Origin of the sequence: Melissococcus plutonius ATCC 35311 (genome assembly GCF_000270185.1) — a bacterium.
Lineage (GTDB): Bacteria > Bacillota > Bacilli > Lactobacillales > Enterococcaceae > Melissococcus > Melissococcus plutonius.
In genome coordinates, this window is sequence record NC_015516.1 from 1,715,582 (window position 1) to 1,738,704 (window position 23,123).

Annotated in this window: 17 protein-coding genes, 4 pseudogenes, 1 riboswitch and 1 other annotated feature; of the genes and pseudogenes, 3 read left to right on the plus strand and 18 right to left on the minus strand. The window is 31.3% G+C overall.

Translation table 11 applies throughout. The features are described from left to right. Positions 1-39: 39 nt before the first annotated feature. Positions 40-271 (minus strand) — a binding site (T-box leader). Between the two features lie 63 nt (positions 272-334). Then, positions 335-2,023, minus strand: coding sequence for a LysM peptidoglycan-binding domain-containing protein (locus MPTP_RS07470; RefSeq protein WP_013774526.1), 1,689 nt, complete (start codon positions 2,021-2,023; stop codon positions 335-337). A gap of 468 nt (positions 2,024-2,491) precedes the next feature. Here MPTP_RS07470 and MPTP_RS07475 point away from each other — a divergent pair, with 468 nt between their 5' ends. Genes MPTP_RS07475 through mnmM form a run of 3 tightly spaced genes read left to right on the plus strand, consistent with a single transcriptional unit; the run spans position 2,492 to position 4,712 of the window. Then, positions 2,492-3,166: a phosphatase PAP2 family protein gene (locus MPTP_RS07475; protein WP_013774527.1), complete on the plus strand. Its 675-nt coding sequence runs from the start codon at positions 2,492-2,494 to the stop codon at positions 3,164-3,166. A gap of 15 nt (positions 3,167-3,181) precedes the next feature. Further along, on the plus strand, positions 3,182-4,174 hold the full coding sequence (gene mnmL / locus MPTP_RS07480) for a tRNA modification radical SAM protein MnmL/YtqA (protein WP_013774528.1): 993 nt from the start codon (positions 3,182-3,184) through the stop codon (positions 4,172-4,174). After that, positions 4,149-4,712, plus strand: coding sequence for a tRNA 5-(aminomethyl)-2-thiouridylate-methyltransferase MnmM (gene mnmM / locus MPTP_RS07485; RefSeq protein WP_013774529.1), 564 nt, complete (start codon positions 4,149-4,151; stop codon positions 4,710-4,712). The genes mnmL and mnmM overlap by 26 nt, the downstream gene beginning before the upstream one ends. A gap of 846 nt (positions 4,713-5,558) precedes the next feature. Here the strand turns inward: mnmM and MPTP_RS07490 are convergent. From MPTP_RS07490 to cas8c, 17 genes and pseudogenes are all read right to left on the minus strand, one after another. Continuing rightward, positions 5,559-7,025: an MDR family MFS transporter gene (locus MPTP_RS07490; RefSeq protein ID WP_013774530.1), complete on the minus strand. Its 1,467-nt coding sequence runs from the start codon at positions 7,023-7,025 to the stop codon at positions 5,559-5,561. Positions 7,026-7,188: 163 nt separating this feature from the next. Then, positions 7,189-8,372 (minus strand): annotated as a pseudogene (gene metK, locus MPTP_RS07495) (methionine adenosyltransferase). Further along, a riboswitch (SMK box riboswitch) is annotated at positions 8,370-8,457 on the minus strand. (Overlaps the previous pseudogene by 3 nt.) 215 nt (positions 8,458-8,672) lie before the next feature. Further along, on the minus strand, positions 8,673-9,104 hold the full coding sequence (locus tag MPTP_RS07500) for a hypothetical protein (protein WP_013774531.1): 432 nt from the start codon (positions 9,102-9,104) through the stop codon (positions 8,673-8,675). A 271-nt stretch (positions 9,105-9,375) separates the two neighbouring features. Then, positions 9,376-10,548, minus strand: a complete 1,173-nt coding sequence (locus tag MPTP_RS07505; RefSeq protein WP_013774532.1) for a glucosaminidase domain-containing protein — start codon at positions 10,546-10,548, stop codon at positions 9,376-9,378. A 452-nt stretch (positions 10,549-11,000) separates the two neighbouring features. Continuing rightward, on the minus strand, positions 11,001-12,134 hold the full coding sequence (locus MPTP_RS07510) for a bifunctional metallophosphatase/5'-nucleotidase (RefSeq protein WP_013774533.1): 1,134 nt from the start codon (positions 12,132-12,134) through the stop codon (positions 11,001-11,003). A gap of 8 nt (positions 12,135-12,142) precedes the next feature. After that, positions 12,143-12,529 carry a metallophosphoesterase gene (locus tag MPTP_RS10045; RefSeq protein ID WP_013774534.1) on the minus strand — a complete coding sequence of 129 codons (387 nt, stop codon included), beginning with the start codon at positions 12,527-12,529 and terminating at the stop codon, positions 12,143-12,145. Continuing rightward, positions 12,526-13,269, minus strand: coding sequence for a metallophosphoesterase family protein (locus MPTP_RS10050; protein WP_013774535.1), 744 nt, complete (start codon positions 13,267-13,269; stop codon positions 12,526-12,528). The genes MPTP_RS10045 and MPTP_RS10050 overlap by 4 nt, the downstream gene beginning before the upstream one ends. A gap of 41 nt (positions 13,270-13,310) precedes the next feature. Beyond that, positions 13,311-13,742 carry a metallophosphoesterase gene (locus tag MPTP_RS10055; protein ID WP_013774536.1) on the minus strand — a complete coding sequence of 144 codons (432 nt, stop codon included), beginning with the start codon at positions 13,740-13,742 and terminating at the stop codon, positions 13,311-13,313. Positions 13,743-13,755: 13 nt separating this feature from the next. Further along, positions 13,756-14,535 carry a phosphonate ABC transporter, permease protein PhnE gene (phnE, locus tag MPTP_RS07520; RefSeq protein ID WP_013774537.1) on the minus strand — a complete coding sequence of 260 codons (780 nt, stop codon included), beginning with the start codon at positions 14,533-14,535 and terminating at the stop codon, positions 13,756-13,758. Beyond that, positions 14,535-15,314 carry a phosphonate ABC transporter, permease protein PhnE gene (gene phnE / locus MPTP_RS07525; protein ID WP_013774538.1) on the minus strand — a complete coding sequence of 260 codons (780 nt, stop codon included), beginning with the start codon at positions 15,312-15,314 and terminating at the stop codon, positions 14,535-14,537. The genes phnE (MPTP_RS07520) and phnE (MPTP_RS07525) overlap by 1 nt, the downstream gene beginning before the upstream one ends. Next, a complete protein-coding gene (phnC, locus tag MPTP_RS07530; RefSeq protein ID WP_013774539.1) occupies positions 15,311-16,078 on the minus strand; it encodes a phosphonate ABC transporter ATP-binding protein in 768 nt (255 codons plus the stop codon). The genes phnE (MPTP_RS07525) and phnC overlap by 4 nt, the downstream gene beginning before the upstream one ends. Positions 16,079-16,410: 332 nt before the next feature. Beyond that, a pseudogene (gene phnD / locus MPTP_RS07535) lies at positions 16,411-17,327 on the minus strand (phosphate/phosphite/phosphonate ABC transporter substrate-binding protein). A gap of 999 nt (positions 17,328-18,326) precedes the next feature. After that, positions 18,327-18,635 (minus strand): CRISPR-associated endonuclease Cas2, encoded by a 309-nt coding sequence (cas2, locus tag MPTP_RS07540; RefSeq protein WP_462498396.1) that lies wholly within the window; start codon positions 18,633-18,635, stop codon positions 18,327-18,329. Further along, a pseudogene (gene cas1c / locus MPTP_RS07545) lies at positions 18,626-19,656 on the minus strand (type I-C CRISPR-associated endonuclease Cas1c). The gene cas2 and the pseudogene cas1c overlap by 10 nt, the downstream one beginning before the upstream one ends. Then, positions 19,653-20,305: pseudogene (cas4, locus tag MPTP_RS07550) on the minus strand (CRISPR-associated protein Cas4). Before cas4 ends, cas1c begins: the two co-directional pseudogenes overlap by 4 nt. A 1-nt stretch (position 20,306) precedes the next feature. Then, positions 20,307-21,170: a type I-C CRISPR-associated protein Cas7/Csd2 gene (gene cas7c, locus MPTP_RS07555; protein ID WP_013774547.1), complete on the minus strand. Its 864-nt coding sequence runs from the start codon at positions 21,168-21,170 to the stop codon at positions 20,307-20,309. Positions 21,171-21,173: 3 nt separating this feature from the next. Continuing rightward, complete coding sequence (gene cas8c / locus MPTP_RS07560; protein ID WP_013774548.1) at positions 21,174-23,123, minus strand: type I-C CRISPR-associated protein Cas8c/Csd1; 1,950 nt, start codon at positions 23,121-23,123, stop codon at positions 21,174-21,176.

Genomic DNA, 23,123 nt, shown 5'->3' on the forward strand with positions numbered 1-23,123 from the left:
TTTGCATAAAAATCAAAAAACGTCCTATGAAATTAACTTTCATAGGACGTTGATCACGTGGTACCACCTAAATTTATTAATAATGCAAAATTATTATTAATCTCAAACGTGCTAACGATCGTCACCGGTTTTACTTACTAGCACTATAATAAAAGTAGCACGTTCAGTAAAACAACTCAAAGGTGAGTTCAAAAGTCTTCGTGTGTATTCACACCAACCATACACTCTCTTAAACGAGATTCTTTCTACTATTCCTTTTCCCAGCTTTATAATTGATTAACAATTTTTATAATTATTAGAGTAACAGAGTTTAACGATAAATTCAATCATTTAATCATGAAACTTTTAATACCTGTCCAATATAAATAATATCACCTGTCAAGTTATTTAATTGTTTAAGACGTTGAACAGAGGTACCATATTTCATAGCTATTCCCCATAAAGAATCTCCTGAAACCACTGTATATGTCTTATTCGATGAATGATTACCAGAATTACCAGCATTACTACCAGCAGAATTGCCTTTTTTCACAATTAAGCGTTGACCTGGATAAATCAAGTCTCCTTGAATGGCATTCCATTGGCGTAAATTTGCTACACTAATGCCATATCTATTGGCTATTGCCCACAAGGAATCTCCAGCTCTTACTGTATAGTAAGTTGTTGTTGTATTTCCAGTATTGTCTGGATTAGGCTTTGGATTAGGCTTTGGATTAGGTTTTGTATTGCCATTGTTTCCTGAATTAGAACTTCCTTTTTTTACAAGTAAACGTTGACCAATATAAATAGTATCACCTGATAGATGATTCCAACTTTTTATTGTTGCAATGCTCGTTCCATATTTCATTGAAAGAGCCCATAAAGAATCACCAGCGACAACTGTATGATAGGTATCTTGCTTAGAAGCCCCACCTGCATTGCCATTATTTCCTGTATTTCCACTTGGTGGATTAGGTTTCGTTCCTGAAGTTGTATCATATTTTGTTAAATTATAGTTTGTAATCAAATTATTCAATTTAGTGTTATAAGTTGGATCGGTTGCATAACGCCCCGTTAACCAAGCTGTTGCATCTTGATAACTTTTCGTATTACTTTTCCATGTTCCAGAATAATAGTAAACGCCAGCCTGAAAAGAAGTATTTTTTAATACATAAGCGTTATCTGCAAAGGATTCTCTGAAAGAAGGATACTTTCTGAAAGGTTCTTTTTTAACCACCCATTGACCATTAATATATTCCCAGGTATCCATATAAACAGATTGTCCCTGATAATTTCCCTTAATACCGAATAAATTGTAATTTGGTGCTTGAGAAAGAGCACTTGATCCCCAGCCACTTTCAAGAATTGCTTGAGCAATCATTACAGAAGCATATAAATCATTGGCATCAGCTACTGGTTTAGCGTAGGCAGAAATTTCATTGATATAGGCAGATGGATCAACATTTGCTGGAAAAATAGAAAAGTTTTGAGCAAAATCAACAGGTTTTCCGGCTTTTTCCGTTCCTGTTGCAGCCTCAATTCCTTTTGTAGCAGGAGATTCTGTTGCTTTTGAATTTTCTTCAGCTAATTGATTTTCCTGCGTAGGTGCTTTTGACGTTTCTGGTACATTTGAATCAGACGATGAAGTCGTTTGTGAAGTATCATTACTATTTTTTACACTATTATCTTCAACTACTTTACTTTCTGTTTCGCTCGTCTGATTTTCTGTAGTCGTATTTTCTGTAGTTGTATTTTCCATTGGTTGCTTTTCAACGTCACTACTATTTTTTTGTTCTTTTGTTGTTTCTGTTACGTTTGATGGGCTACTCGTTTGGGAAGTTATTTCCTCTCTTGATTGAATAGTCGGCTTATTTGTAGGATGCTCCGCATGAACAGCTAGTGGATTTAAAAAAACTGGCGCAGCAACCGAAGTAATCATCAATGCAGAACCAATCATTGATGTTTTTTTTACGATTTGTTTTGTCATTCGTTTAGATTGTTCGATTTTTCTTCTTTTTTTCCTAGATTGATTATTTATTTTCATTCTATCCCACCTACATAACAATTATTTACTCCCTTAGTATACAATTCTTCTGTCTAAATGAAAAACTGTTTATTTAACATTTAGATAATTGTAATTCAATTGTAAAATTGGTTATAAAAATGACACATGCAATTTTATAATTTATAATTTTTAACATAAATATTTTAATAAAATAATCATAAATCGCCAATTCTTTTCTAACAGAATAGCATCTATTAGACTAATTAAATAACATAATGCTTTTAAATAATACATAAAGATTAAAAATTAAAAAAGCATGCAATCCATTTCCAAAATTAGCAAACAATAAAATTTATTTTCTTTGTTACTACTCTTTCTATTCAGTTATTTGTGATAATAGTTATCAATAACTCATTATTAAAATTGTTTTACTTTTTATTGTAAAAAGCTGAATAGTAAAAAAAAGAATGGTATAATATTCTTTGTTATGTATAAAGGAAGGAAAAAATGAAACATAGAAAACAAAAAAACTCTACACATTTTTATTTACTTTTAGGAAGCTTTTTTTTGTGTCTTTTCATCTTTTTAAGTGCCATTGTCTACTTTTCTCCTGAAAGTTTATCTGAATTTGATAGTACACTAACAAGTTGGTCTAGAATCTTTTATCCACATTTAAATACTTTCTTCAAATGGTATACAAAATTAGCAAATTCTTCCGTTTTTGGCGTCCTTGCCATTGTTTTTGCAATTATTCTTGCAAAATTTAAATACTATGCAGAAGCACTATGGTTACTTATTAATACTGCATTGATCGCTGGTGTGGTAAACACATTAATCAAGTTATTTATTTCTAGAGAACGACCTGCACTCAATCATCTTGTTACTAGTCATAACTCTAGTTATCCTAGTGGTCACTCAATTGGTAGTATTCTATTATACGGTACTTTGGTCGTATTGATGCCATTATTCATAAAAAATAAAAAAGTTTGTCGATTGGTACAATACATTACTAGTATCGGTATTTTCTTGATTGGTGTTAGTCGTGTTTATACTGGTGTTCATTTTCCTAGCGATATTTTAGGTGGCTTTTTGTTAGGCTTAGCTTGGTTATTCTTAAGCTACCCAGTTTATTTAAATTATCGATTTAGCTTACCATTCAAACAAAAGCGTAAGCATGGTTAAAAGAAGGAAGAATTGATGAAAAAATTTATTTATACGGATGATCCAAACAAGCGTTACTATTCTTGGAATTATGCATTACGTAAGGTCTTTGGTAAAAAAATTTTTAAGGTACCAATAGATGCTGGTTTTGATTGTCCAAATCGTGACGGTACAGTTGCAAAAGGCGGCTGTACTTTTTGTAGTGTCTCTGGTTCTGGTGACATGATTGTTGCACCAAACGAGCCATTACCTATCCAATTTAGAAAAGAAATTCAACTAATGGAAAAAAAATGGCCAAACGTTGAGCAATATATTGTGTATTTCCAAAATTTTACTAATACCCATGCACCAGTAGAAATTATTCGTCATCGATTTGAACAAGTCATTAATGAAAAAGGGGTTGTAGGTCTTTCAATTGGTACTCGTCCAGACTGTTTACCAGAGGAGACTATTGATTATTTGGCAGAGTTAAATGAACGTTTTTATTTATGGGTAGAACTAGGATTACAAACAACGTTTGAGAAGACCAGTAATCAAATTAATCGTGCACATGATTATCAAACCTATCTAACAAGTGTTGAAAAACTTCGTCAACATAATATTAGAGTTTGTACCCACCTAATCAATGGTTTGACAGGCGAATCTTTTGAAATGATGCGAGACAATGTTCGGCGTACACTATTAGATTCTGATATTCAAGGAATCAAATTACATTTATTGCATCTAATGACAAACACAAAGATGATTCAAGATTATCACGAAGGTCGATTAAAACTGATGACACAAGAAGATTACGTGGCAATCATTTGTGATCAATTAGAGATGATTCCTCCTGAAATTATTATCCATCGATTAACTGGAGATGCACCAGCTAACTCTCTAATCGGACCTATGTGGAGTCTAAAAAAATGGGAAGTTCTTAATGCGATTGATAAAGAGTTAGAAAGACGAAACAGCTATCAAGGAAAATATGATATTCGAAAAACAAAAGAGGTGATTTTTAATGCTCGAAACAGCACTACAGTATAGTCACTTTTTATTAAATGAAATCATATGTCCTGGAGATCATGTTGTTGATGCAACAATGGGAAATGGCAATGATACATTGTTTCTAGCAAAACTTGTTGGTGACAAGGGAAAAGTTTATGCTTTTGATATTCAAAAACAAGCGCTTGAACGAACTAGACAACGATTAATAGAAAATCAGGTCATTCAGTGTACAGAATTGTTTCAACAAGGTCATGAAACAATTGAGCAAGTATTACCTATTGAAACTACCCTTTCAGCAGCTATTTTTAATCTTGGTTACCTGCCTAAGAGTGATAAGGAAATTGTTACCTTGCCAGAAACGACCATTCAAGCAATTGAACAATTGCTGATTCGACTCAAATCTAAAGGAAGACTCCTATTAGTTATTTACTATGGACATTCAGGAGGACAAGAAGAATTAAAAGCTGTCTCTTGTTACTGCCAACAATTACCACAAGAGCAATTTAATGTATTAAGCTATCAATTTATAAATCAAAAAAATCAACCACCTATTCTGTTTTGTATTGAAAAAAAATAGATAGTGAGCAGAATTAAACGAAGTCAGAAAAGCCATAAAATTCCTATCTTAAAGGAATCTTATGGCTTTTTAATGTTTGTAATCTAATTTAATAATAATTTATCTCGTTCTTAATTATTCTATTAATTAAAGTTCCTAATAAATATTTTTATATTTATGGATTCAATTTTGTTAAAAATAAAGATGAAAGAAATAAGTAATTCCAATAATGTTTTTTAGCAACTAATTTATCTCATCCTTATTGTTTAAAAAACTAGATTTAATAAATTAATTAAAAGTTATGTGAAAAAAATTGTTTGATCAATGGAATTGTCCTGCAAATACTTGCACCCTCATATTATTTTAGACAAATTTAATCATTCTTCTACTTATGTAAAATTTATATTTTTGCTTCTTATGTCTGTAGATAAAATAATTCAATAAATAATTTATTTTTTATACAACTCTGTTCAAAAATATTGATTCTTTAATTTTTCAACGATCGTGGCTTTTCTAATTAAGAATATTACCGTGAATAATAAACTCTAAATAGGAAAAGCAAACAAAACATTTTTAGTGTGTGAGTTGTTGGGATAAGATAAATATCCAGTGTGCTACTTATTTAATATATAACTTTTAACTACCTAAAAATAATTTATTGAAATATCATTTATTGAATCCTAATTGCCTTAATTAAGATGAAAATAATTCTAAAATTAATTATTCAGGATCATTACCATTATGAACCCTTATACAACAGATAAAGTCTTCCTACTTCCTTGTTTTTATTTCTAAATAAAGTAATAAATAAACCGATTAGTAATAGATATATCTATTTATTTTTTAAATTTGCTCTATTTTTTCTATTCAATCATCTATCTTGTTATTCTTTAAAAGAAAAGCGATTAAAAATGCGATTAAAACTAAGATACATCCCACTAGATAAATCGAATGAAGTCCCTCATATAAAATCTTTTTTAGAGGTAGCAGCCATTTTTCTGGGATCTTATCTACTGTACTTGGATTTACTAATTGATTTAAGACATCATTATTCACAGGTAGGGAGCTTTCAGCTAATTTAGCAGCCATCACATTATTTAACAATACACCAAATACGGCAGCCATAATTGTTTGTCCAAGTGTACGAACCAACGTATTAAGCGAAGTAGCAATGCTTAATTTTTCAGATGCTACACTGTTCTGTGAAGCAAGTGTAGTTGTTGTACTGCTTATTCCAAATCCGCAACCTAAAATTGAAGTAATACCAAAGAACCAAATAAATGCCAAGGTTTCAGAAGCAAATGCTAATCCTAAACTACCCAAAAAAATTAAACCTAAACCAATAACCAATACCTTCTTTAATGAATATTTCCCAATTAAATGACTCGCTATAAATGAACCAACCATCCATAAAAGCGACATTGGTGCTAATGCTAAGCCGCCAATACCAGCACTTTTTCCTAAAACATCTTGCATCCAGATTGGAATATAGGATTCTACTCCAGCTAAAAATCCATAAATTAAAGTAGCCATCAAATTAACAAGCACAAAAGTTGATTGATGAAATAATGTTAAATCAATGACTGGATCTTGAACTCTTTTTTCAATAAAAATAAAAAGGATAAAAAACAAACAAGCACATCCAAAACATGCAAAAATAAGCCAGCTAATTCCGTAATCTCCCATCAATTGAAAACCTAATAACAAAGTAAGTAAGGTAATCATTAAGGCAATACTGCCCAAAACGTCTATTGGAACGGTTGACTTTGGTCTTTTTGGTTCAATTAAGTAATAATGAATCAAGGCAAGAACAAGAATACCGATGGGGACATTTATGAAAAAAATCCAATGCCAGCTAAACGTATCAACAATAAATCCACCTGCTAAAGGACCAAAAACACTAGCAATTCCCCAAGAAGCATTATTAAGTCCCATAATTTTTGCTCGTTTATTGATTGTATAAAGATCAGCAAGAATTGTTAATGAAACTGGTAAAATGGCACCTGCACCAACTCCCTGAATGGTTCTTGCTATAATCAAAGTAATCATAGTTTGTGATAAACCACATAAGGAAGATCCAAGAATAAAAATTAAGATACCTATAGTGAAGACTGGCTTTCTACCGATTTTATCTGCTAATTTGCCATAGATAGGTGTTAACATAGCATTTGTCAATAGGTAAATTGAAAAGACCCAATTCATGATTCCTATACCATGCAAGGAACCAATGATGGTCGGCATTGCCGTTGTTACAATTGTTCCCTCGATTGCTGTCATAAAGGTTGCTATAAATAAACAAATCGTAACAAATTTCACATTGGTTTTTCTCTCCATATGTACAAATTCCTTTCTATATGTATTTCATTTATTAATAAACACTTTCACTTTTAATTAAAATGGAAAATATCCTTTTTAACAGATTAAAGGACTAGAATAAGCCACCCTAGTCCTTTAATCAGTAAATTATTAAAGCCTACATTCTTTAGATAATTTATGTCTATTTTTCAAGATTTGCTTTTAAGACATCCACTTTATCCGTTCTTTCCCATGGTAAATCAATATCTGTCCTACCAAAATGACCGTAAGCAGCTGTTTGTCTATAAATTGGTTTACGCAAATCTAGCATATCAATAATTCCAGCTGGACGTAAATCAAAATTATCTCTAACTGCTTGAATTAAGGCATCTTCAGGAACAGTATTTGTCCCAAATGTATCAATTGAAATCGACACAGGTTGTGCCACACCAATGGCATAAGCTAATTGAACTTCTACCTTTTTTGCTAAACCAGCAGCAACAATATTTTTAGCAATATAACGAGCTGCATAACTAGCTGAACGATCAACTTTTGTAGCGTCTTTTCCAGAAAAAGCACCGCCGCCATGGCGAGAGAATCCACCATATGTATCGACAATAATTTTCCTACCTGTTAATCCAGCATCTCCTTGTGGACCACCAATAACAAAACGACCAGTTGGATTAATAAAGTATTTTGTATTTTCATCCAATAAATTCGCAGGAATTACTTCATTAATAACTAATTCTTTCATATCTTTTTCTATTTGTTCTAATGAAACGTTGCTATCATGTTGTGTACTAATGACAATCGTATCAATTCGTTTTGGTTGTTGTTGATCATCATATTCAACGGTTACTTGTGATTTAGCATCTGGTCTTAAATAAGCTAAATGATTTTCTTTACGCAGTTGTGCCAATCGGTGCACTAGTCGATGACTAAGTGCAATCGGTAAAGGCATTAATTCAGGGGTTTCATCAATCGCAAAACCAAACATTAATCCCTGATCACCAGCACCAATTTCATCTGTTTCTTTTTTTCCTTTGTTTCTAATGCTTCATCCACTCCCATTGCAATGTCAGAGGATTGTTCATCCAATGCTACTAACACAGCAACTAAATCACCATCAAAACCATAGTTTGCTCGTGTATAACCAATATCTTTAATTGTTTGTCTAACAATTTTCTGAATATCAACATAGGCAGTTGTTGATATCTCACCAAATACCAAAACCAATCCTGTTGTAACTGATGTTTCACAAGCAACACGCGCCATTGGGTCTTTTTCTAGGATAGCATCTAAGATAGCATCACTGATTTGGTCTGCAACCTTATCTGGATGTCCTTCTGAAACTGACTCAGACGTAAATAAAAGTTTTTCTGTCATAATATATTCCCCCTAATTATATTCGGTTACAAGGCATCTTTACTCTATAATGTAAATCCTTTCGGGAACTGAACTTGTAACAATTATTAGTATAACAGATTTTTTCAAATTTGTTTTATTATTAGTTAAAAAGAAAATTAGGAATTTGAAAAAACAAAAAAGGTTCTGTTCTTTTCAATCGACATCTTTTTTATTATTTATTTTATTAACTAAATATAAATATTTCTATTAGTTAACTATAAAAAAGAATGTAAGAAGTGGTCTTCTTACATTCTTTGATTAATATATTCCTAAGTAAAGTTACATTTTATGAACGCTATGTGCGCTTCTTATTCCCTCACATGCTTCTCTACAAGCTTGATTAATTAATTTAAATGCAGCATTTTTTTCTTTCAAACCAAGTTCAAATTTAAAAGGATCTATAATTTCTCCTTGTTCATTTAATGATTTAAGCAAAAAATAAATGCCTTCTTTATAGGTATCAAGTCCAGTCAGTAAAATTTTTGTTGCCTCTTTCTCTTGCACACTTTTTAGATTTTTTCTAAATCCCTCATCTTCCATAAGAAAGCGATTTACATTATTTCGGCAAAAGATATAGGTATCATGACCCTTTTTACTTAATTCTTGATTATAGTTATGTTCTTGAATTTCTTTTGAAATAGCTTTAAAAATTTCGTTGTAAACTTCAACTCTTTGCATAATCGTCAATATCATATCCGTATAACTATACATAAAGCGTTCTCCTTCCCATAACTAAGCAATTAACAAATTGCTCACTAATAATATTATAATATTAATTTTTAAAATATATCAAGCAATATGCTATCCTATCGGAATAAAGAGCCATTTTCTTAATACGTAACTTATTCATTTTGATACATTTTCTAATTTACAATAGTTAAATCAATGAGCCAAAATAGTTATTTTGTCTAAACAATACAAGTAAAAAATACTTAATTGAGTAGAGATCATTTCCTCACTCGATTAAGTATTTTTATCATTTTTATTTAACAGAATCATTTTTATTGATTAATAATTGAAATAAAAATTGTTGTGGCTGTGTTAAGAATGTTTTTGTTCGTTCTTCTTTACGTTTTTTTATTTGTTCCATTCTGTTATTCAATGCTTTTGTAGCTGCTTTTACTGTATCCATATGTTTTTCTTTTTTCTTTTGTTCAGCTTTTTTTTCTTCAGCAGCTTTCTTGATAGCCATTGGTGTAGCGTGTGCTGCTTGTGCTGCTGCGTCATTTTCTTCATGCCATTCATCATAAGCTGTTAAGTTATAAACATCAATTAATTGGTTTAATTTTTCAGCATATTGCGTATCTGTTGCATAACGACCCATCAAAAAGTGAGTTACCTCTTTATAACTGGTTGTTTGACTTTTCCAGGTTCCATGGTAATAGTCTTTATTGCCAGTCAATCCTTCTTTTAATAATTTAGCATAATCTTCTAAAGATTCTTTATAAGATGGATATTTACGAAAGGCTGAATCAATAGTATATAAATTTCCTTTTCCATTATCTTCTTGTGTTTTCATTACAATAGATGCACCGTCATATTCTCCCTTGATACCAAACAAATTATAGTTCGGTTCACTAGCCAACCCACTATTACCAGAACCTGATTCTAAGATTGCCTGTGCAATCATAACAGATGCATAAAGATCATATTGATGTGCGACTTGTCGTGCAGATTCGCCAATTTTTTTAATGAATTCTTCGGTTGTTTGATTTTTAGTAACAACAATTTTATCTAAATTTGGTATAGTGGTATGTTCTAAAACTGGTTTTCCTTCTTTTTTGTCCTCTATTACTGGGACAGTATTGGTTGTTTTAGATTCCTTTTTAGATTGCTGTTCTTTTGATGGTATTACTGGTTTTTCCGCTGGTAAATGATTTGATATTCCACCATTAGATGAAGAACTTTCTGTTTCCTGACTACTAGTAGTGGAGGAGCTGGGAGTACTGGTTGAAGAGCTACCAGACTCTGTTGACTGATGTGTCTCTGAAGTAGTTATTGATGACTCAACGGTTTCATTCTTACTTTGACTATTTTCAGAAGTGACACTTACGGATGGCTTTGTTAGTTTTTCAGCAAAACTAGTTGTTGGCAAAAGTAATGCACTACTGAAAAGTGTAGCAGATACGACTATAGGTAGTATTTTCTGTTTCATCTTTTTCTCCTTCATTGTTAATTTAATAAATTAATAATATCTTTATACTAAGAAATAAATTATTTGTTTATTAATTATATAATACGTAAATAGATTTAAAAAATATTTTTATCTTCCTAAATAACATAAAAATAAACTTTTATTTTTATAAATAAAATAACAAACAATCTACTAAGCAATATTTCTATAAGAATTATAGCATTCGCAAACATTTTGTCAATTTTTTAATGAAAAAACTAAGGGACTTTAAAATAAATTAATTTTATTTATGATTTGCTTTCTAACTAAAATTAATAAGCTTATAAACAATTAAGTGAACAAAAATAGCTTTATTTTTGTTCACTTAATTGTTTGATATGAGAATGAAAATACATAATAGTATTTTTTATAAAAAATAATTTGAAATTTCTTTAACTACCTATTCAATAAAAGAGAGTTACTTTATTTCTTAGTTATTTAGGTAAAATCGTATAATCTAATTGCCTAGGAATAGAAATCATTTCTTTTGATTGGATAAATGCAACAATCATCGCTACAATTTCTTCTGATCCTTCATCTAAAACAGAACATTCTGTATAGATGGGGAAATTCCCTCCTCCATTTGCCCGATAATTACTAAGTGAAAGTGTAAATGTATCTTTATTTGTGATTTCTTTTTCTTGATAAGTTAAAGAAGTCACACGTCTGCCAATAGGTTGTCTGATGTCAAGGACATAAGAGATACCTATAAAATAATCATAATTATAATGTTCAAGTTTTGGATAAAGATATTTAGGTGAAATTATCACATATCCATTTGAGTCCAAACTAAAATATTCACTATTTTTTTCTAGAATTTTCTTCAATTGTTCACCTGTAATTTGTAAAGTAATTAATTGATTGGTATATGGATAGGTTGCAATAATATCACGCATAGTCACCTTTTTATGAAACCCGGGTGACGTATTTGCTAAAGAAACACAGGTAATTTGTGCTTGACTAGCCGCTAGCTGAACAGCTCCAATCAGCTCAATGACAGAGCTTCCTTCTATTGTCATTGTTTTTTTATCTGTTGTTAACATTTCTTGGCTTAATAGGCCAATGGGTTTATCCAACCATTTTTGGACCTTATTTTCTATAGGTAATAATTTTTCAGTTATCTCATTCTCAAGAAAATCTCCAGGTTTACCAATAATTGATTCAATTATTAATTTATTTGTATCTAATGGTTTTTCTATTGTTATTTTGAAATAATTCAATCCACTAAAAGAGGGTTGTACAACATATGTATTATTAATGTAATTTCCTTCAATCAATAAATGTTGATGACCGGTAAGAAGTAAGTCAAATTCTAATTCTTCGCAAATTTTATAACCAATATTTTCAGTTGTCTTTGTCAATTGTTTTCCAGTTTTAACATCTCTTTCAAAACCACCATGGTAAACACAAACAGTGGTATCAACCAAAGGTTTTATTTCCTTTAATGCTTGTTTTGCCGCTTCAAATGGATCAGTGATAGTAATATCTTGAATGTTCTCTTTTTTTTCCCAAATATTGATGTAATCTGTTACAATGCCAACAATTCCGATTTTTAACCCATTCTTCAATGTTTTGATTACTGAAGGGAATAATTGTTTGTTTGTTTCTGAAAAATATTTTCACAAATACATTTTGCTTTTAAAGCATCTAAATATTCATATAGATAGTCAGTACCAAAATTCACATCATGATTTCCAATGGTGACAAAATCATAACCAGCATAATTTAATACCTGTGCCTGTGGAAAACCCAGTTCACGATTTTTTTGGCAAAAGGTTGCCATGGCAGAACCTTGTAACATATCGCCACCATCAATGATCAATGTATTTTCATCTTTTTTAAAGTTTGGAACACATTTTAACAATCCCATTCTTTTGTCTTGTTTATCTACATAGTCTGTTGGAAAAAGATACCCATGGATATCTGAAGTATAATAAATTGTTATTTGCTGTGTTTTGCTCATTTTTCCTCACCAGTTTCTATACTTTTTAAATAACAAAGATATTCATCAAAAATATCATAAACATAATTTGCTTCTAGACGATAAAATGGTAAATGATGACAATTAGTGACAATTTGATAATCCTCTTTTTCTATAGAAGAGGCTTCAAAAATAATTTGCTCGTCTTTTAAGGAAAACTGACTTACAAAATGTTGCCATTCTGCTTTAGATAAATGGTAAACAGAAATACGATAAGAAATTGTAAAACTCGCTAAAAATCCAGCAATTGTAGATTGTTGGATTTGAAATAGATAATGATCGACCTTTATTCGACTCTTTATATAGGTTAAAAATTTCGTTAAATCTATGGGTTGTTCTAACCATTGTTGATACCTTTTTTGATCATAATCAAATGAACTTGCTGAATAATTTTTTGATGAAAGCAGTTGAGCCTGTTTGCTTATTTGATTGTTTTTTTCTATAAATTCAAACAAACCAAAAACATTTCCCCGATAACCTGGTTGCACATATAAGGTATCTGTTGCTTTATAACAACCAACGTTTTCTCTATGTTGATGACCAGCAATGACACCCGCTATTTCAGGAAAACTTGTAATGATTTTATACAATTGATCTTCGCCTGTATCGTATTGTGTTGGTTGATTTGTTACCATATCTCGTTCAATACCGCCATGGTAGCTGACAAGTAAAATATCGGCCTTAGAAAGAACAATTGGAATCCAATACGCTAAGGTTTCCAAAACATCTATAAATTTTAGCTCTTTTATTTTTTGGTAAGGTGCTATCTGTGTGGCATAGCACCTGTAATAACACCAATAACACCAACTTTGAAGCCATTTTTTTCAATGATCTTATAAGGTTCAAAAATTAAGTCATCTTTTGTGTCCACTACATTCGCACAAAGATATACACCATTAAAAGCTGCAACTTGACGTTTTAAAAAAGCAAGTCCCCAATCAAAATCATGATTGCCAGGTACCATTATATCAATTCCTAATTGATTTGCTAGATGAATAAGAGGCGATATCTTCTCTGTCATATTAAAAAAAGTGGCTAATGGACTACCAACAAGATAGTCACCATTGTCAATCAGAAGTGCTTCTCCTATTTGTTTGGTTAAATTAGGAAGTGAAAGTAGACCTTGCTTCTCATCGTTAGAACAGGTCAGGAATCCATGAATATCTGTGGTACTAATAATTGATAATTTTTTCATTTTTTGCCTTCTTCTATTGTAATTTTTTACGTAAATAACCAGTTGCTGTATCAATAACAAAAACAGTAAAAATAATTCCCAAAAGAATAATTCCAACTTTATTCCAAGAACGTGCCTGAATGGCGAAAATCATGGGTGCACCAATGCCACCAGCACCTACTAGCCCAAGTGTTGCTGCACTACGAACTGCAATTTCAAAATGATTTAATGCTAATGAAAAACAAGTAGGTGCCAACTCAGGTACACGTGCAAAAAACGTTGTTTGCCAAAAACCTGCACCTACTGCATCCATTGATTCGATGACTTCTTCATTCATCGCTTCTAATTCTTCTATGTATAGTTTACCTAACATTCCAATTTGATGAATACCAATAGCTAACACACCGGCAAATGGACCAGGACCGACTACCTTAACAAAAATAATGGCATAAACAAGTTCAGGAAAGGCTCGCAAAACATTACAAATAAATTTGCCGATTTTCGCTATCCAAGGATGTGTTTTCCACAATGTACGGGCTCCTAAAAGGGTCAGTGGAAGTGCCAAAAAAGTGGCAATCAATGTTCCTAAAAAAGCAATGCAGATCGTTAAAAATAATAAGCTGATTAAATCTTCGCCACTACCATCATAAATAAACTGCCAATCTGGATGGAATAAGCCAACTAAAACTGATTTTATCGCTACCAAGGAAATTTTGTCGATGCCTGAATAATCAATGCCAAAGACAGAATAAACAATAACAAAAATAAGAAAAATAATGATTGAATAATTTTTTACCTTGTCCGCCTTTCTCATCAAATCAACTTCTTTCTAATAATTTCGCTAATCCAGTCAATAATAGTTACAACAATTAAGATAGCTAAAATAATAATAGACACACGATCATAATGTAATAGACTTAATGATGAATTTAAAATAACGCCTATTCCGCCTGCACCTACATAGCCTAAGACAGTTGAAGCTCTAACGTTAATTTCAAAAGCATATAAGGCATATCCAAAAATCTGATGAGAGATTTGCGGCAAAATCACCCAAAAAGCAACCTGGGTTTTTGTTGCACCAACCGAATCAGCGGCTTCAATTGTCCCGTGTTCAACCGTTTCAATTGCTTCATAGATCAATTGTGAAACCATGCCAAACGTAAAAACTGCAATGGTTAAAACACCAGTAAATTCACCAATTCCAATCATAGCAACAAACAATGCAGCTAATAACAAATTAGGAATCGTTCGAATAATGCTCATAAAAAAACGTAAAATTGTAGTAATAATTGGATTTCTAGTAATTGTTGTTGTACCTAAACAAGCAAACGGAACGGCAAAGATAACACCCAAAATTGTACCAACTACAGATATTTTTATTGTTTTCAATATAGGTTCAATAATTTTAGGCAGATATTGCCAATCCGGATGGAAAAATCGTTGTAAGAATTCGCTTATCTGATCCGCATTATTAAAAACTTCTAGTGGATCTGCTTCTGTTATCTGTCCACTGACACATATACAAATTAAGATTAAAAAAATAATAAATAAATGTTTGTACAGATTACGATGAATAGTATCTTTTAATTTCATATGGCTTCCTCTTCTTTTGATTTCAAAATATCTGCTCCATATATCTCAGTTAATACTTCATCAGTTGCCTCTTCAGGCGTGCCATCAAATACTATTTCTCCTGCTCTTAATCCAATAATTCTGGAAGAAAAATCTCTAGCTAATCCTACTGAATGTAAATTAAGAATAACAGTACATTTTAAATCTTGATTAATTTTTTTTAAATCTTTCATAATCATTTGTGTTGTAATTGGATCAAGAGAAGCTACAGGTTCATCAGCTAAAATCGTTGATGCTTGTTGAACTAACGTTCTAGCAATTGAGATTCGTTGTTGCTGTCCACCACTTAATGCATCGCTTCGCTCATGTAATTTATCAAGCATACCTACACGTGTTAATGCATCGTTGACCAATTTGTAATCTTCTTTAGAAAAAATACCTAAAATACTTTTAAAGGTTGAATAATAACCCAGACGCCCAGAAAGCACGTTTTTTTGTACTGAACTTTTTCTTACTAAATTAAAATGTTGAAAAATCATGCCAATATTTCGGCGAATTTTTCTTAATTCATTTTTCTTAGCTTTTGTAATTGAAAGACCATTAATTGAAATATTTCCCTCACTAATCTCATTTAATCGATTAATTAAACGTAGCAAAGTACTTTTACCAGCACCGCTTAATCCAATAATTGAAACAAATTCACCTGCCTCAATTGTCAGATTAATATCTTTTAATCCCTTAACACCATTTGGATATGTCTTTGTCACATGTTCAAACTGAATCATCTCATTGCCTCTTTTTCTTTCTATTTTAATTATTCATTGGTTCAACCTTAACAATCAGTTAAACCGATGCATTTAAACAAGATTAACTACTACATCATTACTATAAAAGGGAGTTATTAGAAATTTTTCTCACAATTTCCTATGCTTATAATTATAATTACTAGATTTGAGATCAATTATTTTAAATTTTATTAAAAAACGAATATTTTGTTTATTCAACCTGTGAAAAGAAACCTGCCATTACAAATATATAGTTATAATTTTTAAATACATACTTTTAGGCAAGCAAGCGATATGTATCTTAAATAGTTAACTCTTATGCTATAAAAAGATTATTCTGCTGCTTTTTGCGTGTATTCCTCAACATCACTATAATTTTTGTCATTTGCAGTAACATAGCCCTTATGCCCCACACATTGCCATTGCTTTTTGTCCTTGTGGATCCTTTGACATATCCATAAAAGCTTTTTTTATTTTTTCTCTCAGTTTTTTGTTCATTTTAGGATGGACCGCAATGGCATCATTTGGAATGCTACCCTTTGTCAAATGTAAAACTCTTAATTCTTTAAATAAGTCCTGGTTGACAAATTTCTTTGAAAATACATTACGTGCACCTTCGAAAGCAAAACAAGCATCTTGTTGACCATTTAAAACAGCTGTCATTTCACTTGGAATATCATTTAATAGTAGTAATTGTAAGATTCTTCTCAGGATTGATACCAGCATCTTTTAAGTCTACTATGGGATAGATATAACCACTTGCAGAATTTGGACTTAATGCAGCGATTTTTTTTCCTTTTAGGTCTTTTAGTTTTTTTATCTTACTATTTGAACGTACCAAGATTTCGCCTTTAAAAGTACTTGACAATTGATTGATTTCAGGCTTACCTGTTTGTCGATTATAGGCACCCAACTTTGAAGACAAAATTGCTGTTGCCACATTTTGCATTCTCGCTTGAACATAAGCAGATGGAGGCATAATCCCAATATCGACTTTCTTTGATGACATCGCTTCAACAATTGTCGAATAACCAGTTGCTAGAGTTACATTGACCTTACGATTTAATTTTTTGCTTAGATACCTAGCAAACGGTTTTGTCTTTGCCTCCATCGATCCATCATTATTGGTAGGAACAAATTGCAATTCGAGTACCTTGTCTGGATCATTGACTGTTTTTTTGTGTGATTTACAACCAACTAACAAAGCAGCATTTAATCCAATAATCAACAATAGAACAGCAAATTTCATGCTTTTTTTCACGTTAGACATCCCTTCTTGAACTTACTATTTTTACTTAAAATTATCATTTCTAGGTTTTTTGATTTATATAAATTGAATGAAAAAGAAATTTCTGCTTTTAAAAACAGAAATACCACCATTCATTATTATAGGAAGAATGATCATTAAAACATTAGAAAAATTTGCCAATAAAACAATGTTCGTATTTTAGTTATTTTCTATTCCTTCATTTATACATTAACTTACACATTTAATTATGTAATAATTCTTATTTAATAAGCTAAATAAATAAAAAAACATATTATTGAAAACAACCCATTGATCATTATAACCGAACAATAGATTTAGCAAATCAAAAATAGTATAGCATAATTCTGCTATTTTTCTATCATTAATTTCATTTTTTCAGAATTTTTTCTTTATTTTTTCTTTACTATTATATGTTTAAAAATAAAAATATTTATCGAATAATAAACCAACTACCAAAAGTTTTATTTTTCGAAACTTTTAGTGATTGATTCATTAAAAGATAAATATTAAGATTTCTAAAATGATTGAATTAGAGTGAAAATTAAAGAAAAATGACTCGTTTTAAAAAGAAAATTAAGGTAAGAAATACTTTGTTGTATTTGTTATTTTTATGTACTCATTCTACAGAAAGTCAGATGAAATAATAAACTCCTAAGACATTTGCCTTAATAAGAGAAATAAGGCCAGAAGGAATCTAGTTTAGTTAAAACGGTGAATTTTTAAATCTACTCACTCTATAAAGAGTGAGACGAATTTCTTCACCGTTATCTTCAATACTTGATAAAAATTTCAATCCACTCACTCTATGAAGAGTGAGACCGTGAAAATAATAAAAATAAATTACATTTAGAAATATTTTCACATAATTATTTTCTTTTAAATTAAATTTTAATTAAAATTTTAAAAAAATGACTATTTTTTATAACATTTTTTGGTGCGGATCTCCTAGAGATTTTATGTTCACTTGGTATTCGCACTTTAAAAAATCAAGGGTTCTTCAATATTGAATGTCGCTTTCGCACCAATATGTTCAATTTTTGTTTTATAATTATTGCCTAAACGGTAAATTCTTAAACTATCTACCTGTTCATCAATTAAATCAATCAATTCTTTTCTTAATTTTGTTAACTGGGTGTTATCAACAACACATTCAAAAACAGAATTTTGAACACGTATGCCATGATCTTGACATTTCTTTGCTACTTTTCTTAATCTTTGTTGTCCATTTCTTGTCGTTGTTGAAACATCATAAGTAATTAATACTAACATTTTTATTCCTACTTCCATAAAAAAGGTGGATATCCATCCAAATCACCTCGAAGAAATCGACTTAATAAAAGAGCTTGTGCATAGGGCACAATTCCCCAAGTGATTTTTTCACCTAAGAATGGATGCTGGATGGTTTCATTTTTTTTCTTCTGCCAAGCTAAAAAGAAACGTTTTCTCGCTTCATCGGTTAATAGTACTGTACCATTTTCTTTTTTATAAAATCTTTCTTTGTCATCATTTTTTTGTTAATTAATGTTAAAATAAATCGATCTGCAAAAATTCCTCGTAATTCTTCCATTAAATCTTGTGCTAAAGAAGTTCGCCCCGGTCTATCTTGATGCATAAATCCTACATAAGGATCTAGTCCAACCATTTCTAAAGCTGAAGTACACTCTTGTGATAATAATGTGTAAGTGAAAGAAAGTAATGCATTTACATTATCTAAAGGAGGACGACGATTTCTGCTATAAAATCGAAAATCTTCTTTTTGTTGTAAAATCATTTGATCAAATAAACTGAAATAACGACTAGCTGCTTGACCTTCTATTCCTCTTAATGTATCTAAATTTTGAACAAATGAAATATCTTCAATAAAGCTTTTTAATTCTTGAGAAATTTGTTTAAAATAAGTAACATTTATTTTTAGTGTGTGTTCACGGATCATACGTTCCAACATCCATCGTTGATTATATAATTTCCCAATAATAAAGTTGCGAGCAATTGTTAAACTTCCCATCTCATCTTCTGAAACTTGATACTGCTTCTTTCTTAAATAGACATTTCCACTAGTTTTACCCACTACCCGACATCCAAATTTTCCAGAAGATGTCAGAAAGGTAATTGTAATATTCTGATCAGCACACATACGCATTAAGGCTGGACTAATACCAGGATATCCTGTAGTAATGATCGCTTCAATATTATGAAGTGGCATTCGATGTTTTTGATCATCTTCCATTTTGATTAGTAAATTTTGACCATCTAAAGCTAGATAGCTTTTTGGTGTAGTAATAAAGATGGTATTTAATAGTTTCCTCATTCAACCAGTCTCCGTTCTAGATAGTTTTTAACGGTTTGACTAGTCATTAATTTAGGTAAACAAATGGCTTGTAGGGAACATTTTTTACAAAAATTTCCAGTTTTTACTTTTGGTGTATGTTTTTTTTGCCAGTAAATTTGCATTTCTTTGATTATTTTTTCTAATGCTTCTCTTAATGTACTATCAATGGTCACTTCTTCTCTATGTCGAATTTGATGATAGTACAGATAACCTTTAGATACCGAGCAATGAAGCATTTCTTCTAAACAAACTGCTTGAGCAGTTAATTGCAGTCGATCACTTAAGTCTTTTTTTGGTTTTCCATGCTTATATTCAATAGGAAAAGGTAAAAAGTCACCTTCTTCTCCATATAAGGGAGCGCTAATTGGACTCTTGATAAATTCAACTACATCACAGATACCAGTGATTCCTAAGATTTTTGAATGAATAGGTAGAGCACGCACAATCAACTTATCTTTTCTTTTTTCTCTAATTATTGGTTGATCTGCTTTTTCATGCAAATATTTCCCTCTAAAGTTAGGCTGTTTTCTTGCCATTGTTGTTCAACATGAATCAATGCCCATTGTCTTTTACAAAATAAGAAATGTTGAATGCCAGAAATCATTAGATAATCTTGTTCTTCAAACATTTTAATAACCTGCTAACTCTATCAATTGAATCCCTTCTAATTGTTCAACTTCAAAATGATAATCTTCAATAGATTTCGGGCGATCGATACCTTTATTTTTCTCAATTTTAACGGATCGATGAACCTTTGCTGAAGAATATTTTCCTAATTTGTTCGGATGTTTCCACCAATATATTTTTTCAACTACCATACTACCATCTGGTCTGGCAGCCGAAGCATCATTTTCAAAAAGTGTGATCAATGCTTGTTTTATTTTCTCAGCATCTTCTTCACTAAATTTTGTTTTTTCAGCCAATTGAACATTGATACTGCCATTAAAAACATAGACACCAAAATCGACAAAATGTTTCATTCCCATCGTATCTGAGCTTTTTCCACCATTACCATTTACAGAATTAACACTTTTTGTAATTTGCAGGCTATTAATATCGATTGGATCTAAGCTAATCCCCATTTGAATCGATACAGGACCTCTGACGCCTACTGAAAGTTCTAATCCTTTAAATGCAAATACCTGACCAAAGCTACGTGTATCAAGCCAAGTTTCACAAGCAACTTCACTAAAACGATCTACATCCGCTTTTTTCTTATCTGCTGCAATTTTTTTTAATTCTTCGACAGATTCTACTCGATCTTTTAAACTGGTGATGCCATCATCTGTTCTATCATCCGACTGAACAAAAATTTTTTCCTGCATATCTTGCAATCGATTGCGAATTTTACGTTTAATTGCCACATCAGAAATTTCACCAAAGCCATCAAAATTTTGACGTGGACGATTGCCATTCAAGGGATCCCCATTTGGATTTGCATTTGCTACTGAAACAACCACTTTAAAATCAATTTTATTTTGTAATACACCCATTATTTATTTCTCCTCTTTATCTTTATTTTTATCTTTATTGTTTAATTCAATCCGTTGACTACTATATCCTAATAGATACTTCCCTGTTAATGCCCGATCTGTATAATCATCGATATCAAATTGGGTCATAATTTGGTTAATTAGATTTTGATAATAATTACCCTTATCCTCCAATTTTTCATAGTAGGGAATTAAATTTTCTTGCAATATTTTCCAAGTGGTTACTGGATGATTGCTGAAAGCATTCATATATCGTAGTGCGTTTGTTGTTCGTTCTTTTTTATCTTTATTTTTTTCTTTGTCATTGTCTTGTTTCTTTTTATCCTTCTCTCCATACTGAATAAATAAGGCTAAATCTTCTGCTTTATCCGCAACTGCTAATAAACGTCCAAATAAATAACTACGATCTTTTTCTTCTTTGTTCAAAGCCACTGTATATTCCTCCTCTAAATCATAAAAATAATGTTTAATGACACTACAAGCAATTTCGACTGTTTTTCTCCATTCCCATAATTCCATGGATAAGGGATTAGAAGCATTTTTCAACAAACCTTGCATAATATTAAATGGCATTTTACGATTATCAACGACACAGGAAAATAATTGGGTCATTGTATTTTTTATTAACGTTTCACTTGCTCTTTTTCCATGGACAGCTTCTGCAATAGTTCTTAATGAAGGTGCACCGTAAAAAGCATTTTGCCAACCAGCAGCATGCCACCAACCCGTTTGATTATGCCAATTTTTCAAGCGTTCAAGATAGCTTTCTTGTTCCATTGATCGGTAATACAAAATACCCATTCTACCAGGTGTTGCAGAATCAAGAATCATAATGTGAATATTTTGATCATGTCTTAAGTCTTGTTGATAGCCTTGCAATGCCTTTATAAAGCTTTTTGAAAAATCCTGACTTGTTTTATCAATGGTTGTTATTGAGTCTGTTTCCTTATCTTCAGCAAAAATAGCATCACTTGATTCATCAACAGCAGGTAGATTATCTACCGATTTTTCTCCCCAAGTCAAAAAGACCCGCCCATCAATGATTTTTCCTTGCTTACTAATTAACCATTTTAAAGCATTGTGTCCCTTTTGCGAAGTTTCGTAACCAATAGTAGCTACTTGGTTCTTTTCGGAAAAACGACCTCGAAAAGTAAAATTTGTTGTATCATTTCCAGAAATCAATTTCGCCATATCACCACCATAACGGATCTTTGAAGGATGATTTTCAGTTAAAGGCACCTGCTTACCTGTTATATAATCTAATCCACCCCAAGATAGTTGTGTTGTATAATAATCAATAAAAGCATCGCTAATTGCTAAATCTTTCCAAACAGGAATAGCATCTAGATTCAAATCATAAATATCAAAACGAACAAAACTTGAAAATTGATCACTAGCCAAGACGGAAAAGATTTCTGGTTTTTCTCCAAATTCTTTTTTCCATTTTGCAACTAACTTCCCTTCTCGTTCTATGAGAATGGGTTGATGACTTTCTTCATCTTGATAATTGATTAAATCAGTAATGAGTGTGCCTTTTTTTAGATAGGTTAAAATAGCTTGTACTTTTGGATGAGAAAAGTCAGAAGCACACCATCGTTCAAGATTAGCAATATACTTTTGAAAACTTTCTCCCTTTTTAGCATCCCCACCATATTGGATATAATCACCAGCTACATATTGTAGGTTATCATGTAACCCATGTGGCATAGGTTTACTTGTTCTTCCTGCTGATTCAATCGTGACAGGGATCATGGTTGCTGCTTCTTCCTTAGGAATTACTTTTGCTTTATAGAATTCACCAGTTGGCTTTATAATTACCTCAATCTGCGCATTTTGATAGGCATGGGAAATCGGTAATAGAATAACTTCTTTGCCCCAAATATTCCTAATTGGTTTCCCAACTTGGTCTAAGTTATTCTCATAAGTCTGATAAAGATCTGCTAACCAACTCAT

Bases quoted from the DNA above. Each gene is read 5' to 3' on its own strand.
- MPTP_RS07470 (WP_013774526.1), bottom strand. From the start codon at position 2,023: ATGAAAATAAATAATCAATCTAGGAAAAAAAGAAGAAAAATCGAACAA.
- MPTP_RS07475 (WP_013774527.1), top strand. From the start codon at position 2,492: ATGAAACATAGAAAACAAAAAAACTCTACACATTTTTATTTACTTTTA.
- mnmL (WP_013774528.1), top strand. From the start codon at position 3,182: ATGAAAAAATTTATTTATACGGATGATCCAAACAAGCGTTACTATTCT.
- mnmM (WP_013774529.1), top strand. From the start codon at position 4,149: ATGCTCGAAACAGCACTACAGTATAGTCACTTTTTATTAAATGAAATC.
- MPTP_RS07490 (WP_013774530.1), bottom strand. From the start codon at position 7,025: ATGGAGAGAAAAACCAATGTGAAATTTGTTACGATTTGTTTATTTATA.
- MPTP_RS07500 (WP_013774531.1), bottom strand. From the start codon at position 9,104: ATGTATAGTTATACGGATATGATATTGACGATTATGCAAAGAGTTGAA.
- MPTP_RS07505 (WP_013774532.1), bottom strand. From the start codon at position 10,548: ATGAAACAGAAAATACTACCTATAGTCGTATCTGCTACACTTTTCAGT.
- MPTP_RS10045 (WP_013774534.1), bottom strand. From the start codon at position 12,529: ATGAGCAAAACACAGCAAATAACAATTTATTATACTTCAGATATCCAT.
- MPTP_RS10055 (WP_013774536.1), bottom strand. From the start codon at position 13,742: ATGAAAAAATTATCAATTATTAGTACCACAGATATTCATGGATTCCTG.
- phnE (WP_013774537.1), bottom strand. From the start codon at position 14,535: ATGAGAAAGGCGGACAAGGTAAAAAATTATTCAATCATTATTTTTCTT.
- phnE (WP_013774538.1), bottom strand. From the start codon at position 15,314: ATGAAATTAAAAGATACTATTCATCGTAATCTGTACAAACATTTATTT.
- phnC (WP_013774539.1), bottom strand. From the start codon at position 16,078: ATGATTCAGTTTGAACATGTGACAAAGACATATCCAAATGGTGTTAAG.
- cas2 (WP_462498396.1), bottom strand. From the start codon at position 18,635: ATGGAAGTAGGAATAAAAATGTTAGTATTAATTACTTATGATGTTTCA.
- cas7c (WP_013774547.1), bottom strand. From the start codon at position 21,170: ATGGGTGTATTACAAAATAAAATTGATTTTAAAGTGGTTGTTTCAGTA.
- cas8c (WP_013774548.1), bottom strand. From the start codon at position 23,123: ATGAGTTGGTTAGCAGATCTTTATCAGACTTATGAGAATAACTTAGAC.